General features: G+C 58.8%; 14 protein-coding genes. 8 read left to right on the top strand and 6 right to left on the bottom strand.

Annotated elements, in window-relative coordinates; translation table 11 throughout:
• Positions 1–15: 15 nt before the first annotated feature.
• From GGE33_RS16125 to GGE33_RS16105, 5 genes are all read right to left on the bottom strand, one after another.
• Entirely contained in the window at positions 16–852 is an 837-nt protein-coding gene (locus tag GGE33_RS16125; protein ID WP_183824957.1) for a fumarylacetoacetate hydrolase family protein, read from the bottom strand.
• 76 nt (positions 853–928) lie between these two features.
• Positions 929–1,741 carry a transporter substrate-binding domain-containing protein gene (locus GGE33_RS16120; RefSeq protein WP_183824954.1) on the bottom strand — a complete coding sequence of 271 codons (813 nt, stop codon included), beginning with the start codon at positions 1,739–1,741 and terminating at the stop codon, positions 929–931.
• 56 nt (positions 1,742–1,797) lie between these two features.
• On the bottom strand, positions 1,798–2,565 hold the full coding sequence (locus GGE33_RS16115) for an amino acid ABC transporter ATP-binding protein (RefSeq protein ID WP_281388810.1): 768 nt from the start codon (positions 2,563–2,565) through the stop codon (positions 1,798–1,800).
• Between the two features lie 11 nt (positions 2,566–2,576).
• Entirely contained in the window at positions 2,577–3,227 is a 651-nt protein-coding gene (locus GGE33_RS16110; protein ID WP_183824951.1) for an amino acid ABC transporter permease, read from the bottom strand.
• A gap of 46 nt (positions 3,228–3,273) precedes the next feature.
• The gene (locus tag GGE33_RS16105) at positions 3,274–3,948 is read right to left on the bottom strand and encodes an amino acid ABC transporter permease (RefSeq protein WP_343062499.1); all 675 of its coding nucleotides are present in this window, start codon (positions 3,946–3,948) and stop codon (positions 3,274–3,276) included.
• 175 nt (positions 3,949–4,123) lie between these two features.
• Between GGE33_RS16105 and GGE33_RS16100 the strand changes: the two genes are divergently transcribed.
• Entirely contained in the window at positions 4,124–5,674 is a 1,551-nt protein-coding gene (locus GGE33_RS16100) for a UxaA family hydrolase (RefSeq protein WP_183824948.1), read from the top strand.
• A gap of 24 nt (positions 5,675–5,698) precedes the next feature.
• Positions 5,699–6,661: a GntR family transcriptional regulator gene (locus tag GGE33_RS16095; protein ID WP_183824945.1), complete on the top strand. Its 963-nt coding sequence runs from the start codon at positions 5,699–5,701 to the stop codon at positions 6,659–6,661.
• 49 nt (positions 6,662–6,710) lie between these two features.
• Here the strand turns inward: GGE33_RS16095 and putA are convergent, their stop codons facing one another.
• Positions 6,711–10,397: a trifunctional transcriptional regulator/proline dehydrogenase/L-glutamate gamma-semialdehyde dehydrogenase gene (gene putA, locus GGE33_RS16090; RefSeq protein WP_183824942.1), complete on the bottom strand. Its 3,687-nt coding sequence runs from the start codon at positions 10,395–10,397 to the stop codon at positions 6,711–6,713.
• 145 nt (positions 10,398–10,542) lie between these two features.
• Between putA and GGE33_RS16085 the strand changes: the two genes are divergently transcribed.
• The 6 genes from GGE33_RS16085 to GGE33_RS16060 all read left to right on the top strand — a co-directional run bounded on the left by GGE33_RS16085 (position 10,543) and on the right by GGE33_RS16060 (position 16,616).
• Positions 10,543–11,019: an Lrp/AsnC family transcriptional regulator gene (locus GGE33_RS16085; RefSeq protein WP_148144759.1), complete on the top strand. Its 477-nt coding sequence runs from the start codon at positions 10,543–10,545 to the stop codon at positions 11,017–11,019.
• Between the two features lie 103 nt (positions 11,020–11,122).
• On the top strand, positions 11,123–11,884 hold the full coding sequence (locus GGE33_RS16080) for a DeoR/GlpR family DNA-binding transcription regulator (protein ID WP_148144664.1): 762 nt from the start codon (positions 11,123–11,125) through the stop codon (positions 11,882–11,884).
• Positions 11,885–12,000: 116 nt separating this feature from the next.
• Positions 12,001–13,512: a glycerol-3-phosphate dehydrogenase gene (gene glpD / locus GGE33_RS16075; protein ID WP_183824940.1), complete on the top strand. Its 1,512-nt coding sequence runs from the start codon at positions 12,001–12,003 to the stop codon at positions 13,510–13,512.
• Positions 13,513–13,564: 52 nt separating this feature from the next.
• Positions 13,565–14,647 (top strand): ABC transporter ATP-binding protein, encoded by a 1,083-nt coding sequence (locus GGE33_RS16070; protein ID WP_183824938.1) that lies wholly within the window; start codon positions 13,565–13,567, stop codon positions 14,645–14,647.
• Between the two features lie 10 nt (positions 14,648–14,657).
• A complete protein-coding gene (locus tag GGE33_RS16065; RefSeq protein WP_183824936.1) occupies positions 14,658–15,743 on the top strand; it encodes an ABC transporter ATP-binding protein in 1,086 nt (361 codons plus the stop codon).
• 3 nt (positions 15,744–15,746) lie between these two features.
• On the top strand, positions 15,747–16,616 hold the full coding sequence (locus tag GGE33_RS16060) for a carbohydrate ABC transporter permease (protein ID WP_183824934.1): 870 nt from the start codon (positions 15,747–15,749) through the stop codon (positions 16,614–16,616).
• The last annotated feature ends 5 nt before the right edge of the window (positions 16,617–16,621 follow it).

Genomic DNA, 16,621 nt, shown 5'->3' with positions numbered 1-16,621 from the left:
CGATGCCTGTATGGGCTACCTGACAGTTTGGCGCTGATCTCCCAAACCGTCGATCCCAAGCGTCATCACATCGCCTCGTTTGAGATAGGTCGGCGGCTTCATGCCCATACCAACACCGGGCGGTGTGCCTGTCGTGATGATATCACCAGGTTCCAGCCGCATGAAACGCGACAGGTAGGAGATGATATGGGCAAGCGAGAAGATCATCGAGCTTGTCGAACCGGTCTGTCGGCGCTCGCCGTTGACATCGAGCCAGAGACCGAGGTTCTGGACGTCGGCAATTTCGTCACGGGTTACGAGCCAGGGGCCGATAGGACCATAGGTCGGCAGGCTCTTGCCCTTGATCCACTGGCCGCCGCGTTCGATCTGGTAGGACCGTTCGGACACGTCGTTGCAGATGCAGAAGCCAGCCACATGGTCGAGCGCATCGGCCTCGGAAACGTTGAAAGCGGCGGTGCCGATCACCATTGCGATCTCGACCTCCCAATCCGACTTTTCCGATCCCTCCGGCATGACAACATCGTCGGTCGGGCCTGAAATGGATGACGGCGCTTTGCTGAATACGACCGGTTCGGTGGGGATAGGCATGTTGGATTCGTGGGCATGGTCGACGTAATTCAGACCTATCGCAATGAAATGGCCGGGTTTGCTGACGCAAGGACCGAGACGTACCCCCGTTTCCGCTAAGGGCAAGGCGGCGAGATCGGCGTTGCGGATACGCCCGAGACTTGCGGGTGACAGTGCCTCGCCGGCGAAGTCGGCAACAAGGCTGCTCACGTCGCGAATGCGGCCTTCGCCATCCAATATGCCAGGGCGCTCCGCGCCCGGCTCGCCATATCGAACCAGTTTCATAGTCTCTCCTGAGATGTGGGGGATTGGGAGCAGGCCGCGTTACGGCCCGCCTTAGATGATCAGCAGCCTATCAGACTTACTGGTTGAGCATTTCTTCCGGCAGCGACTGCTTGAAGTAATGTTGGTAGACCTTGTTCAACTCACCATTCTTCAGATTGGCGGTGATCCATTCGTTGACCCAGGCTTCGAGCTCAGGTTCCTTCTGGCGCATGCCGACGGCCATTGGATAGGCGGCCAGCTCGACCTTGATGGCGAGATTGCGGCCGGGATTTTGGTCGGCCACAGCCTGGGCGGTGGAAAGCGCTGCAGACATATAGTCCTGCTGGCCGGTGCCAACCGCGGTGTTTGTCGTGGCCTCGTCCTCGTAACGGACGATATTGGCCGTCACGCCCTTTTCCTTGGCCGCCTTGGTCAGTTCGATATCGGCCGTCGTGCCGCGTGCGACCGCGACGCTCTTGCCGTCCAAACCGGAAGCATCCTTCAGGTCTTCTGCCTTGGGGCCAAGGATCACCACCGGGATGACGCCATAGGGTTTGGAGAAGGAGATGACCTTCTTGCGTTCCTCGGTAATCGAGAAGGAGGCGATGACGAGGTCGACCTTGTTGGAGATCAGGAACGGCACGCGGTTTGCTCCCGAGACCGGCACCACTTCAAGCGTGACGCCGAGGTCCTTTGCCAGCAGCTTTGCCGTATCGATGTCGAGACCGGTCTGCTGGGCCTTGTCGTCCAGCATGCCGTAGGGCGGATGGCCGACATCGACGGCGATCTGGATGCGACCGCGCTGCTTGATGGTTTCGAGCGCGTTGGCGAATGCTCCTCCAGCTCCGCCGAGCAGAACGGTCATGGCAAGGCCGCAGGACAGGACGCGGCGAGACAGTTTGATATTCATGCTTTCTCCTCCTCCATCCGCCGTCCCATGACGGCGGCAAAATCAATGCCGGTCCGTCACAGCCCGCTGCCGACGAACTGCCTGAGTTCGACGGTTTGCGGATCGTCGAGCATCGCACCCTTGCCGGCCTCCCAGACACGGCCCTGATGCATGTAGACGACGAGATCGGCGACCTGCCGGGCAAACGCCATTTCGTGGGTGACAAGCACCATCGTCATGCCGCCGGCCGCGAGCTTGCCGATGACGCGCAGAACTTCGCCCGTCAACTCTGGATCAAGTGCGGAGGTGACCTCGTCGAACAGCATCAGCTTCGGGCGCATGGCGAGCGAGCGGGCAATTGCGACACGCTGCTGCTGGCCGCCGGAGAGTTGTTCGGGATAGCTCAGAGCCTTGTCCGACAACCCGACCTGTTCCAGCACTTCGGCGGCCAAGGCGCGGCTCTCGGCAGCGTCGAGACCGTTGACCTTTTTCGGTGCGAGCGTGACGTTCTGCTCGACGGTCAGATGCGGGAATAAATTGTAGCTCTGGAAAACGATGCCGACCTCCTTGCGCAGTTCCCGCAGTTCGAAATCGCGGGCACGCAGATTGCGGCCACAGACGGTCAGTTCACCGCCATTGATCTTCTCCAGCCCATTGATACAGCGCAAAGCCGTGCTCTTGCCCGATCCGCTTCGGCCGATCAGTGCCGCGACCTGGCCCGGCATGACATCAAGGTCGATGCCCTTCAGCACTTCCAGCGCGCCGAAACTTTTGTGCACGTCGCGAAACGAGACCATCGGCTGGGCACCGTCTTGCGGCGCGACCGGGGTGTGGGCGGAGTTCATGGAAATGACGGTCATGCGTTTCTCCTGTGAAGGCGCAGTTCGAACCGGCGGGCGTAGCGCGACAGCGGGAAGCATATGGCGAAATAGATCAGCGCCGCGGCGGTGAAGATGATGAAGGGTTTGAACGTGGCGTTGTTCAAAATCTTGGCCGAGTAAGTGAGATCGAAGAAGCCGATCACCACCGAATAGGAGGTGTTTTTGACGATCTGCACCAGGAAGCCGACCGTCGGCGGAACGGCGATCCGCAATGCCTGCGGCAGAATGATGTAGATGAAACGCTGCAGGTTGGTGAGCGCCAGGCATTCGCCGGCTTCCCATTGGGTCTTCGGCACCGCCTGAATGCAGCCTTTCCAGATTTCGCCAAGATAGGCGCTGGAATAGAGTGTCATGGCGATTGCGGCTGCAACCAGCGCATTGACGTCGAAACCGTAGATACTGACGCCGAAATAGACGACGAACATAATGACCGGCAGCGGTATGCCCTTTACGAACTGCACATACGCACTCGAGGCACGACAGAGAAACCAGCCGCGCGAAATCCGGGCAAGCGCCACCGGCAGGCCAACGATCGTGCCGCCGACAAAACCCATGAGCGAGAGGACGACGGTCCAGAAGGCGCCCTGAACCAGAAAGCCGTATTGATCGAGGCTCACACCGAGCATGGGCGATCTCCTTTCGGACAGGCGGAAATTGAAGCGGGACAGTGGCTCATAGCGGCGTCCTCAACTTGCGCAGGCGGGTGAAGGCGAGTTGTGCTGCGCCGTGAAGACAGAGCCTCAGCATGGTGGCGAGCGCGAGATAGAGCACCGCGATCACCAGATAGACGTCGAAACCGCGGAAGGTGATCGACTGGACCTGATAACCGACGCCGGTCAGTTCTTCGACCGAGATCTGCGACATGATCGAGGTTGCCAGCATCATCAGGATGAACTGGCTGACCAGAGCCGGATAGACCAGTTCGGCAGCCTGCGGCAGCTGGATGTTCCAGAAGATCTGGCGTCGCGTCATGGCAAGACAGTTCGCTGCTTCCAGCTGCCCCTTGGGGATTGCCTGAAAACCGGCGCGCATGATTTCCGCCGAATATGCGCCGGTATTGATGACCAGCGCGATGACCGCGGCATTGAACGGTCCGATCCGGGCGCCCAGCACCGTCAGGCCGAAGAACAGCCAGAAGACCTGGATGATCAGCGGCGTATTGCGGATCGCCTCGATATAGATGGTGACAGCCGTCTGCAGCCAGCGCGGGCCGTAAAGCCGGCCGACAGCGCAGGCCGTGCCGAGCGCAAAACCCGGCAGGATCGAGACCACCGTCAACAGGATGGTCAGGCGTACGCCATTGATGATCTCGGATCGAAAGCTTTCGAGAAAGCTGAAATCGAACACATAGTCCAAGCTATTCCTCCTCCTCACCATCAGGTCGGCTGCAGCGTGTTTCGTGTCGCCCTCCTCGACGGCACGAAACCGGAAAATCTGCTCCGATTATTTTCCTTGACAGTTCGATGGCGTCAGTGAAATGACTTTTGTCGACAAAGTCAATTTCTTTCTTTAGGAGGATGAGATGAAAATTGATGTCCAGGCCGGCTCGAACATTCCGGCCGCCATTCTGTTGAATTCACTGGATAATGTTGCCGTAGCACGGCGCGAAATCGCGATAGGCGAGGCGTCAGGCGTCAGCGGAATCGTTGCAACGGCGGTCATCCCGCGGGGTCACAAGATCGCGATCCGTGCTATTGCCAAGGGCGAGGCGGCGACGAAATACGGCCAGACGATCGGCATCGCCAGCTGCGATATCGCGCCCGGAGACCACGTGCATCTGCAGAATATCGCCATGCAGGATAGCGACGTGACGCACCATTTCTCGTCACATGTGCCGGTGATCGATTTCGTACCTGAGGCCGAGCGACGTACCTTCGAGGGGTATCTGCGGCCGGACGGCCAGGTCGGTACCCGCAACTATATCGGCATCATTTCGTCGGTGAACTGTTCCGCCACCGTGTCCCATGCGATTGCCGATCATTTCAACCGCGGCGGCGGCCTGAAGGGTTACGACAATATCGACGGCGTTGTCGCGCTGACGCATGGACAGGGCTGCGCGATCGGCACTGGAACCGAGGGATACGAATATCTGGTCCGCACGCTGAGCGGTTATGCGCGCAACCCGAATTTTGCCGGCATCCTGATGATCGGGCTTGGTTGCGAGGTGAACCAGATCTCGCTGATCCAGGAGAAATATGGTCTGGAGGAAAGCCAGTTCCTCAGGACCATGACGATCCAGCAGCTTGGCGGCACCCGCAAGACGGTCGAGGTCGCATCTGCGATCATCGTCGAAATGCTCGACGCGCTGAAAGGGCTGGAGCGGACGACCCAGCCGCTTTCCAAGCTGAAGCTCGCGCTGCAATGCGGCGGCTCGGATGGTTATTCCGGTATTTCCGCCAATCCCGCTCTCGGCCATGCTTCCGATCTTCTGGTCAAGCACGGCGGCACGGCTGTCCTGAGCGAGACACCGGAAATCTACGGTGCCGAACATCTGCTGACCATGCGCGCGGTAAAGCCTGAAGTTGCGCAGAAGCTGATGGACCGGATCGAATGGTGGGGCGACTATACCTCGCGCCACGGTGCAGAACTCAACAATAACCCGTCGCACGGCAACAAGGCCGGCGGCCTGACGACGATCCTGGAAAAGTCGCTGGGCGCGGTTGCCAAGGGCGGCTCGATGCCGATGCAGGCGGTCTACGAATATGCGGAGATCATTGACGAAACCGGCTTCGTCTTCATGGATACACCCGGTTACGATCCGGTCGCGGTGACCGGCCAGATCGCCGGTGGCTGCAATATGCTGATCTTCACCACCGGCCGTGGTTCCGTTTCCGGTTTCAAGCCGGTGCCGACGATCAAGGTTGCAACCAATACAGAAATGTTCGAACACATGAGTGAGGACATGGACGTCAATTGCGGCGATATCGTCAATGGGCGCGAAAGCATCGAGGACGCCGGTGAGCGAATATTCGAGACGCTGATCGCGGTGGCATCGGGGCAGCGGACGCTGAGCGAGATCTATGACTACGGCAATAATGAATTCGTGCCCTGGCAGCTCGGCGCGATTACCTGACGGCAGCCTGTAACGGAGAGGAACTTGGAGCGACAGCCGGCCTATCGGCGCATAGCCGAACATCTCGATGGGGCAATCCGTGACGAGCGGATCGTTACCGGCGCGATCATCAAGATAGCAGAAGTCGCCAAGATCTTCGGGTCGAGCCGCTCTCCGGTGAAACAGGCTTTCGAAATCCTGGAGGCGCAGGGCAGCGTGCGCCCTCATGACGGGCAGGGGTTCGTAGTTGGAAACGATAGCGAACCTTTCCGTTTTACGCTGACTGCTGATCATCTGACGCTGGGCGACGGCGAGATCGATGCAAACCAGAGCGCTCTTGACGAACTGTATTTCAGGATCGAGCGCGAACTGATCCTGCACTCGATGTCCGGGCATCTGCGTGTAAACGAACTGGCGCTTGCCCGGCATTTCGGCATCGGCCGGACGGTGGCGCGCGATCTCATCTTCCGGGCCAACAAGCTCGGGATCGTTGCGCGGGGAAACGGCGGACACTGGCAGATCGTCGGCCTTGATGTCGAACGTTGCCGAAATCTCTATGACCTGCGGCGAATCCTGGAGCCGATCGCGCTGGAGGCCGCAGCATCGCTGATACCGCGCAGCGAACTTGAAGACATGCGAGGTCGTCTTGGCGAAGCGATTGCCGTCTCGCCTGCTCTGGATATCGTCGATCTTGATAGGCTGGAAAACGATCTTCATCAGCGCTGCCTCGGATATTGTCCCAATCCGGAAATCATCGAGGCGCTTTCCCGCACCGCACCGACCTATATCTGCGGAAAATATCTGCAGGTCACCTTATCCGACAACCCGACGATCGAAACCTTCATGCATGATCACAACGAGATCATCACCCTTATACTGGACGGCAGGAGTACGGATGCGGGCGAGCGCCTCCGTGAACATCTTGCGTTGTCCTGCGGGCAGATCGTGGAGCGGCTGACGGAATATCTTGAAACGAAGACCACGCCGGATGTCGAATATATTTGGTGAGGTCACACCCGGTTTTCACACCGGGTGCGTTGACTTTCCAGATGACCTATCAGCCGATCGCCATAAGGCTGGCGTTGCCGCCTGCAGCGGTCGTGTTGATTGACGTGGAGATTTCCTCAAGCAGCCAGTTCAGGCAGTAGGCCTCAGAATCCATCGCAAGTTCTGCCGAGGGTGAGGCTTGAACGAGAACGAGTGGCCCTGGCAGCGCGGCGATCCTCTTCGTGATTTCGACGAGACGCTCGCCTTCGCCCTCGATCAGTGCACCGGCAAAGGGGGCATCCTTGGCCCAATCCTCGCTCCAGGTGATCCGCGCAGCGACGTTTGCCGGCAGATCGCCGAGTGAAGCCTTGAGGCCTGAAGCAGCATCGATTGCGACCTCGTTCCCCGTAGCAAGCGCTGCGGTGAGTTGGCGATAGAGGCCGATTTCCGTCTGTGGGACAAGCAGGACGCGGCCACGCGGATGAATCGCATAGACATTGCGCTCCCCGACCGGGCCGGTGAGATCGGTATGCAGACCGAGGGCGGAAACCGCACCCGTCTCGCGAGCGTCCTGCGCCAGCTTGTTGCGTCCGCGCTGGCCGAGCCAGCGGGCGAAATCCGTGAGTGCGGGATCGGTATGGACCGAGCTGTGACGTGGCGGGACCGGAGCCTTGTCGACCAGCCGACCGAGATAAAGCGGACCGCCTGCCTTGGGGCCTGTACCCGAAAGTCCGCGGCCTCCGAAAGGCTGCACGCCAACCACGGCGCCGATGACGTTGCGGTTTACGTAGATATTGCCAGCCCGGATAAGGCCGGTTATCTGGGCGATCGTCTCGTCGAGCCGAGTATGCAGACCGAAGGTGAGGCCGTAGCCGGTGCCATTGATATCCTCGATCAACCGTTCCAGATCATCGCGCTTGTAGCGCACGACATGAAGGACCGGACCGAAGACTTCGCGCTTCAGATCCTTCAGTGAGCCGATCTCGATGATGGTCGGTGCAACGAACGTACCGTTTTTTGTTTCAGGGCCAAGCGGTAGCTGCTCAACCTTGCGGCCAAGGGCGCGCATGGCGTCGATATGTCTTTCGATATTGCCCTTGGCTTCTTCAGTGATCACCGGGCCGATATCTATGTTGAGCGTGTCGGTACGACCGATCGAAAGCTCCTTCAGTGCACCCTTGAGCATGGAAAGGATACGATCGGCGACTTCTTCCTGCAGGCAGAGAACACGCAGTGCCGAGCAACGCTGGCCGGCGCTGTCGAAGGCGGATGCTATGACATCGAAAACGACCTGCTCCGCAAGCGCCGAGGAATCGACGATCATCGCATTCTGGCCACCGGTTTCGGCGATCAGCGGGATGGGCTTGCCGTTCGGCAGCAGACGGCCGGCAAGTTCGGCCTGGATGAGACGCGCGACTTCCGTCGAGCCGGTGAACATGACGCCGCAGGTCTGCGGTGCGGCGACCAAGGCGGCACCGATGCGGCCATCACCCGGAAGCAACTGAAGCGCATCGGCGGGGATGCCGGCCTCGTGTAGAATTCGGATGCCTTGCGCTGCGATGAGTGGGGTTTCTTCTGCTGGCTTCGCCAGAACCGGATTGCCGGCGACCAGCGCCGCGGCAATCTGGCCGGTGAAGATCGCCAGCGGAAAGTTCCATGGGCTGATGCAGACGACCGGGCCGAGCGGAAGATGTCCGGGACCGAGAGTGCGGCGTGCCTGTTCGGCGTAATAACGCAGGAAATCGATTGCCTCGCGTACTTCGGCAATCGCGTTCGGCATGGACTTGCCGGCTTCGCGCATGATGAGGCCGAGCAGATCCGGCATTTGAGCCTGCATGATATCGGCTGCGCGCTCCAGGCAGGCAGCACGGTCTGTGGGAGCCGTGGCGGCCCAGCCCGCGGCTGCACTCGTGGCGATTGTCATGGCCTTGCCGGCGCCGGCTTCCGTGATCTCGGTGACCGTGCCGACAACATCACGCCGGTCGCCAGGGTTGAGCACCGGACGGCTGGCTCCGGCATTTTCCAAACTTGAAGCGGAAGTCCATTCACGGGTGGACGAGTTTTTCAGCGATGTGGAGAGTTCCGCAAGCGTCGTTTCGTTTGAGAGATCCAGCCCGGTGGAGTTTAGTCGAGCACCATAAAGATCGCGGGGGAGAGCGATCTGATCGTGACGGGCGCCGATCTCAGCCATGCCGCGAACCACATCGACTGGGTCGATCACCAGTTCATCTACCGAAACGTTCTTGTCGCCGATGCGGTTGACGAAGGAGGAGTTAGCGCCGTTTTCCAAGAGGCGTCGAACCAGGTAGGCAAGCAATGTTTCATGGGTGCCGACGGGAGCGTAGACACGTGCGGGGCGGCCAAGTTTGCTTGTGCCGACAACCTCGTCATAGAGCGGCTCCCCCATTCCATGCAGGCACTGGAATTCGTATTTGCCGCTTTTGAATTCCGGCCCGGCGATATGATAGATCGTCGCCAAAGTCTGCGCATTATGGGTCGCAAATTGCGGGAATACAGCGTCGGTCGCCGCCAGCAGTTTGCGGGCACAGGCAATGTAGGAAACATCGGTATGGACCTTACGCGTGAAGACTGGAAAATCCTCCAGCCCGTCCACCTGAGCACGTTTGATTTCCGCATCCCAATAGGCGCCCTTGACGAGACGAACCATGATGCGACGGCTGTTGCGGCGGGCGAGATCGATGATGAAGTCGAGCACGGCCGGGCAACGCTTGCCATAGGCCTGCACGACGAAGCCCATGCCCTCCCAGCCGGCGAGATCAGGATCTTCGCAAAGGCTCTGCAGAAGATCGAGCGACAGTTCGAGACGGTCAGCCTCCTCAGCATCGATATTGAGGCCGATATCGTATTTTTTCGCCAACGCTGCGAGAGCCTTTACCTTCGGCAGCAACTCGCCCATGACGCGGTCGGCTTGGGCGCGGACGTAGCGCGGGTGCAGCGCCGACAGCTTGATGGAAATGCCGGGGCCGTCATAGATGCCGCGACCGGCAGAAGCCTGGCCGATGGCGTTGATCGCCGTTTCGTAATCCTTGTAGTAGCGCTCGGCATCTGCCGCGGTCGTCGCGGCCTCGCCCAGCATGTCATAGGAGTAGCGGAAACCGCGCTCTTCCAGCGGCTTTGCACGCTTCAAAGCCTCGTCAATCGTTTCACCGGTGACGAATTGCTCGCCCATCATGCGCATTGCCATATCCACGCCACGGCGGATGACCGGTTCGCCACAGCGAGCGATAAGGCGAGTGAGAGCGGCGGAAAGGCTGCGACCATCGACCGTGTTGGTAAGCTTGCCGGTGACGACGAGGCCCCAGGTGGCGGCATTAACGAAAAGCGAACGGCCACCGCCGACATGGGACTTCCAATCGCCATCTGAAATCTTGTCGCGGATCAGCGCATCGCGGGTTGCCGTGTCGGGAATACGAAGCAGTGCTTCTGCCAAGCACATGAGGGCCACGCCCTCTTGGCTCGACAGCGAATATTCATGCACCAGGCCCTCCACGCCGGTACCCTTGTGCTTTGCGCGGAGTGCCTTGATCAGCTGGCTTGCCGTCTTGCGTATTTCGCGACGGGCGTCTTCCGGCAACGTTGCCTCCACCATAAGCGCAGCAACGCTTTCGCCCTCCGGCTTACGGTAGGCCGCGGTGATGGCGCGGCGCAATTCGCTCTGCTCACGTAGAGCGGGCGCAAAATTTTCAAATGCCGGGAATGCGTCGGTATTCTTGTCGAAGGAGCGAGGGTTCGTCATGGCGGTTCCCGGTTGTCGTAGGAGTTCAACAAGTCGCGGAAGATAACATAGCCCGAATTTTCACGTTGCCCAGTTTTCGAGCTTAATCTATTTGTTTGGACTAAATACACGGGCAAATAGCGGCAAAAAGTTGGAATATGGCGTCATGGCTAGCGAATTAGACCAGTTCGACAAGAAGATCATGCAGGAGCTTTCAGCAGATGGACGCCTGTCGATCACAGAACTTGCCAGCCGCATCGGTCTTTCCAAAACACCCTGCCAATTGCGCCTGCGTCGATTGATCGAAGAAGGTTATATCGAAGGGTTCAGAGCGATCCTCAGTTCGCAAAAACTCGGTCTCGATCACATTGCCTTCGTTGAAGTCAAACTCAGCGACACACGGGAGGAGGCATTGAAGAGCTTCAACGATGCAGCTCGCAAGATCAGAGAGATCGAAGGCTGCCACATGATCGCCGGTCGCTTCGACTATCTCCTGAAGGTCCGCACCAGAGATATCAGGCGATATAGGATCGTGCTGGGTGAGAAAATCTCAACCCTTCCCTTCGTGGCAAACACATCCACAAACGTGGTGATGCAAACGGTCAAAGAGGATAGCCCGCAGCTCATGGCATCACCGGAATAGCAAACTGGTACCGTCAGTCATACCTTCCCGCGTGTATTGTTCGCGGTTTCGTTTTGTCCTAATGTGATGGCAAAACGAAAATCGAGGGGATTGTGGAAACGCCATGCATCTGACCAGCCGGCAGGAAGAGATTCTCGCGCTCGCCAAGGAGCAAGGTAAGGTGCTGGTGGAGGATCTGGCGGCGCATTTCCAGGTCACCCCGCAGACGATCCGGAAAGACCTGAATGATCTCTGCGATGGCAAAGCGCTGAATCGCATCCATGGCGGGGCGGTATTTCCGAGTGGCAACGAGAATGTCAAATACGAGGCACGTCGCTCGATGGCTGCAGTCGAGAAACAAGCGATCGGCAGGGCTGCTGCCGAGATCATCCCTGATAATTCTTCACTTTTCATCAATATCGGCACCACGACGGAGGCCGTCGGCGATGCGCTTGTTGATCATCGCGAATTGATGGTTATTACCAATAATATCAATGTAGCCAACCGGTTGCGCGTGTTTCCCTCGATCGAGGTCATTATTGCCGGTGGTGTCGTACGGGGTTCGGATGGTGGTGTCGTGGGCGAGGCGGCTGTCGATTTCATCCGCCAGTTCAAGGTGGATTATGCCGTGATCGGTGTCTCGGCCATCGACGCAGATGGGGCGCTGCTCGATTTCGACTTTCGCGAGGTAAAGGTAGCGCAGGCGATCATTGCCAATGCGCGGCATGTCATTCTCGTGTCCGACGCCACAAAGTTCGAACGAACCGCGCCCGTTCGCATGGGCCATATCTCGCAGGTGCACACATTCATTACCGACTGTTGTCCATCGCCCGAGATTCGGAAAATCTGCGCTGAAAGCGAAGTTCGACTGATAGAAACAGGTTAATCCAGCCTCATTTTTGTTTTTCGTCAATCTTCATTTGACATTCGTTTTTCTTTCATTTTAGACTGATATCGGTTTCGCAACTGCGTGATTTTGTGCAATGCGAAAGTGAGTGGGCGATGTCAGGCGATACGGTTTTCGATCTCTTCGTGATTGGCGGCGGCATCAACGGATGCGGCATCGCGCGCGATGCTGCGGGCCGTGGTTATTCAGTCGCGCTTGCCGAAATGAACGATTTCGCCTCCGGCACATCTTCCGGTGCCACCAAGCTGATCCATGGCGGCTTGCGCTATCTCGAGCATTACGAATTCCGTTTGGTACGTGAAGCATTGATGGAGCGAGAAGTGCTGTGGGCCATGGCACCGCACGTCATCTGGCCGCTCCGTTTCGTGCTGCCCTACCAGAAGGGTGGCGTGCGTCCGGCCTGGCTGATCCGGCTCGGTCTTTTTCTCTACGACAATCTCGGTGGTCGAAAACTTCTGCCGGCGACGAAGACTTTAAATTTGAAGACCGATCCAGCCGGCAAGCCTCTGAAGCCGGTCTTCGGCAAGGCTTTCGAATATTCGGACGGCTGGGTGGATGATGCCCGCATGGTGGTGCTGAACGCCCGCGATGCCGCATCGAAGGGCGCGATGATCATGAGTCGCGCAAAGGTCGTTTCGGCCCGGCGCGAAGACGGTTTATGGAAGATCGAGGTTCGCGACGAAGCGTCAGACGAAACCTTCAGCCACAAGGCTCGGATGCTGGTCAATGCCGGTGGTCCGTGGGTGGATCAAGTTCTGTCGAACGCGGTTGGTCGCAACAATGTCCACAATGTCCGGCTCGTACAGGGCAGCCACATCATCGTGCGCAAGAAGTTCGAAGACAGAAGAGCCTATTTCTTCCAGAACCCGGACAATCGCATCTTCTTCGCCATTCCCTACGAGACCGATTATACCCTGATCGGCACCACCGATCGTGATTTTCCAGGCGATCCGAAAGATGTCAGGATCAGCCCGGAAGAAATAGACTATCTCTGCAGTGCAGCGAGCGAGTATTTTTCGGAACCTGTAACCTCGGACGACATCGTCTGGACCTATTCGGCCGTTCGCCCGCTTTATGATGATGGCGCGTCGAAGGCGCAGGAAGCGACCCGCGATTATGTGCTGAAGGTAGACGAGGCAGATGGCGCGCCACTGCTCAACGTCTTCGGCGGCAAGCTGACAACCTATCGGCGCCTTTCCGAACACGCGCTGGAAAAGATCGGCGAGACGATCGGCGAAAAGGGCGTCCCCTGGACGGCCAGGAGCCATCTTCCTGGTGGGGATTTTCCAGTCGCGGGGGCTATAGAAGAAGAGCGAAAATTGATGGCGGCCTATCCGTTCATCAGTCAGCGACAAGCGTCGCGGCTCATCAAGTGCTACGGCACCGATGCCAAAGCGATATTGGGAGAGGCCAGATCCATCGAGGGGCTTGGCCGGCATTTTGGCGGCACGCTTTACGAAGCGGAAGTTCGCTGGTCTATCGAAAAGGAATGGGCGCGCACGGCTGAAGACGTGCTGTGGCGCCGTACCAAGCAGGGATTGTTCCTGACGGCAGAGGAAGCCCAGGGACTGGAGGAATACATGGCGGGCGTTCGCCGGGCCGCGTGAGGCCTGGGAGATAACTGCCTGTTGCCAGAGGGTTGGGAGGCCCGAGGTATATATGCTGGAATTGCGCAATGTGTCGAAGACGGTGGCGGGCGAATATCACATTCGCCCGACCGACCTGACATTAAAGCGGGGAACGCTGAACGTCCTGCTCGGGCCGACGCTTGCCGGCAAGACATCGCTGATGCGGCTGATGGCGGGGCTCGACAAGCCGACCGAGGGCACGGTGCATTTCGACGGCGCCGACGTCACCGGCCTGCCGGTGCAGAAGCGCAATGTCGCGATGGTGTACCAGCAGTTCATCAACTATCCGGCGCTTTCCGTTTATGAAAACATCGCCTCGCCGATGCGTATCGCCGGCAAGGACGCGGCCACAATCGACCGTGAGGTGAAGAAGGCTGCCGATCTACTGAAGCTTACGCCTTACCTTGATCGCACGCCGCTCAATCTCTCCGGCGGCCAGCAACAGCGCACGGCGCTTGCGCGGGCGATCGTCAAAAATGCCAATCTTGTCCTGCTGGATGAACCGCTGGCAAACCTCGATTACAAACTGCGCGAGGAATTGCGCGAGGAACTGCCAAAAATCTTTGCCGCTTCCGGCGCGATCTTCGTCTATGCCACGACGGAACCTTCGGAAGCACTGCTGCTCGGCGGCAATACCGCGACTTTGCATGAGGGAGCCGTGACGCAGTTCGGCAGGACAGTGGACGTCTATCGTCGGCCTGCCGATCTCGTTACCGCTGAAATCTTTGCCGATCCACCGCTGAACACGATTGCTCTGACGCGTTCCGGCAATGTTTTCCTCATCGAGGGTGAGCCGGTAATTCCTGTTCCGGCACATCTGGCCTCAATAGCTGATGGCCCGGTAATGCTAGCCTTCCAGCCGCATCACCTGTTCCTGCATGCCGCAAACGGCCATACTACACTGCTGAAGGCGCGCACGCTGGTCTCGGAAATAGCAGGCTCTGAAAGCTTCATCCATCTCGATTTTGCCGGCCGCCGCTGGGTTATGCTGGCGCATGGCATCCACGACATCGAGCAGGACCGGCAGATCGAGGTGCATCTCGACAGCCGCCACCTGATGGCCTTCGATCAATCGACCGGCAAGGCGCTCATCGCCGCGCCGCTGGCAGCGTGAGGAGGACGAGATGGCACGCATCACGCTCGAACATATCCGCCACGCCTATAGCGAAAAGGCGAAGGCCGCCGGTGATTACGCGCTGAAGGAAGTCCATCATGAATGGGAGGATGGCGGCGCCTACGCGCTGCTGGGGCCTTCCGGCTGCGGAAAGACGACGCTTCTCAATATCATCTCGGGCCTGCTGACGCCATCCGACGGTCGCATCCTGTTCGATGGCAAGGACGTGACGCAGCTCTCGACCGAGGAGCGCAATATCGCGCAGGTCTTCCAGTTTCCGGTCGTCTACGACACGATGACCGTGTTCGATAATCTCGCCTTCCCTCTGCGCAACCGCAAGGTGCCGGAGGCGGAAGTCAAAAAGCGCGTCAACGAAATCCTCGAAATGACCGATCTTGCCGGCATGGCCAAGCGCCGGGCGCAAAGGCTGACGGCCGACCAGAAACAGAAAATCTCGCTCGGCCGCGGATTGGTGCGGGCCAATGTCAACGCCATCCTCTTCGACGAGCCGCTGACGGTGATCGACCCGCATATGAAGTGGGTGCTTCGCTCGCAGCTGAAGCGCCTGCATAGGCAATCGCGCTTCACCATGGTCTATGTCACCCACGACCAGACGGAAGCGCTGACTTTTGCCGACAAGGTCATCGTCATGCATGACGGCCAGATCGTTCAGATCGGCACGCCGGCGGAACTGTTCGAGCGACCGAGCCACACCTTCGTCGGCTATTTCATCGGCTCGCCGGGCATGAACATCATGCCGGCCGCAATCGACGGGGCAACGGCACGCGTGGGCGACCAGAGTATCGCCCTTTCCGCTGTGCCGGCGCTGAAGGGCCAGGGCCGCATCGAACTCGGCATCCGCCCGGAATTCATAAAACTCGGCCGCGAAGGCATGCCGGTCACCATCAACAAGGTTGAGGATATCGGTCGCCAAAAGATCGTCCGCGCCTCTTTTTGCGGTCAGCCGATCTCGATCGTTGTGCCGGAGGATGACGAAATTCCTGCCGATCCCAGGGTGACATTCGAAAAGCAGGCTATCGGCATCTTTTCCGATAGCTGGCGTGCCATGAACGAAACCGGACGCCAGGAGGGCTGAGCCATGGAAAAGACATGGAACAACAAGGCCTGGTTTCTCGTGTTGCCGGTGCTGTTACTGGTCGCCTTTTCGGCGGTCATTCCGTTGATGACCGTGGTGAACTATTCGGTTCAGGATACGTTCGGAAACAATCAGTTCTTCTGGGCTGGTACCGACTGGTTTGTCGAGATCTTGACATCCCCCCGTTTTTGGGATGCGCTCTGGCGCAACCTGATCTTCTCGGCCGTCATCCTTGCGATCGAAGTGCCGCTCGGCATCCTGATCGCGCTCAACATGCCGAAACATGGCTTGGGGGTGCCGGTCTGCCTCGTGCTGATGGCGCTACCGCTGCTCATTCCATGGAACGTTGTCGGCACGATCTGGCAGGTGTTCGGCCGCGTCGATATCGGGCTTTTGGGATATTTTCTCAATTCGCTCGGTATTTCCTACAATTACACCCAGAACCCGGCGCATGCCTGGGCAACCGTCATCGTCATGGATGTCTGGCACTGGACGAGCCTCGTCGTGCTCCTCTGCTATGCCGGCCTCGTCTCGATCCCCGATGCCTATTATCAGGCGGCCCGTATCGACGGCGCCTCGCGCTGGTCGGTCTTCCGCTACATCCAGCTGCCGAAGATGAAGCGGGTGCTGCTGATCGCCGTTCTGCTGCGCTTCATGGATAGTTTCATGATCTATACCGAGCCATTCGTCGTCACCGGGGGTGGGCCGGGCAATTCGACGACATTCCTGTCGATCGATCTCGTCAAGATGGCGATCGGCCAGTTCGATCTCGGGCCGGCGGCGGCCATGTCAATCATCTACTTCCTGATCATCCTTCTGCTGTCATGGGTATTCTACACCGTGATGACGCAGAGCGATGCAGAGCAGAAGTGAGGGGG

Source organism: Aliirhizobium cellulosilyticum (assembly GCF_014198105.1).
GTDB classification, from domain to species: Bacteria; Pseudomonadota; Alphaproteobacteria; order Rhizobiales; family Rhizobiaceae; genus Neorhizobium; species Neorhizobium cellulosilyticum.
Note: the sequence above shows the minus strand (reverse complement) of the source record. Positions and strands in the feature narration are given on the sequence as shown.

Coding starts and splice junctions, on each gene's coding strand:
- GGE33_RS16070 (WP_183824938.1), top strand. CDS start 13,565: ATGCTGGAATTGCGCAATGTGTCGAAGACGGTGGCGGGCGAATATCAC.
- GGE33_RS16100 (WP_183824948.1), top strand. CDS start 4,124: ATGAAAATTGATGTCCAGGCCGGCTCGAACATTCCGGCCGCCATTCTG.
- GGE33_RS16085 (WP_148144759.1), top strand. CDS start 10,543: ATGGCTAGCGAATTAGACCAGTTCGACAAGAAGATCATGCAGGAGCTT.
- putA (WP_183824942.1), bottom strand. CDS start 10,397: ATGACGAACCCTCGCTCCTTCGACAAGAATACCGACGCATTCCCGGCA.
- GGE33_RS16120 (WP_183824954.1), bottom strand. CDS start 1,741: ATGAATATCAAACTGTCTCGCCGCGTCCTGTCCTGCGGCCTTGCCATG.
- GGE33_RS16110 (WP_183824951.1), bottom strand. CDS start 3,227: ATGCTCGGTGTGAGCCTCGATCAATACGGCTTTCTGGTTCAGGGCGCC.
- GGE33_RS16065 (WP_183824936.1), top strand. CDS start 14,658: ATGGCACGCATCACGCTCGAACATATCCGCCACGCCTATAGCGAAAAG.
- GGE33_RS16125 (WP_183824957.1), bottom strand. CDS start 852: ATGAAACTGGTTCGATATGGCGAGCCGGGCGCGGAGCGCCCTGGCATA.
- GGE33_RS16060 (WP_183824934.1), top strand. CDS start 15,747: ATGGAAAAGACATGGAACAACAAGGCCTGGTTTCTCGTGTTGCCGGTG.
- glpD (WP_183824940.1), top strand. CDS start 12,001: ATGTCAGGCGATACGGTTTTCGATCTCTTCGTGATTGGCGGCGGCATC.
- GGE33_RS16080 (WP_148144664.1), top strand. CDS start 11,123: ATGCATCTGACCAGCCGGCAGGAAGAGATTCTCGCGCTCGCCAAGGAG.
- GGE33_RS16115 (WP_281388810.1), bottom strand. CDS start 2,565: ATGAACTCCGCCCACACCCCGGTCGCGCCGCAAGACGGTGCCCAGCCG.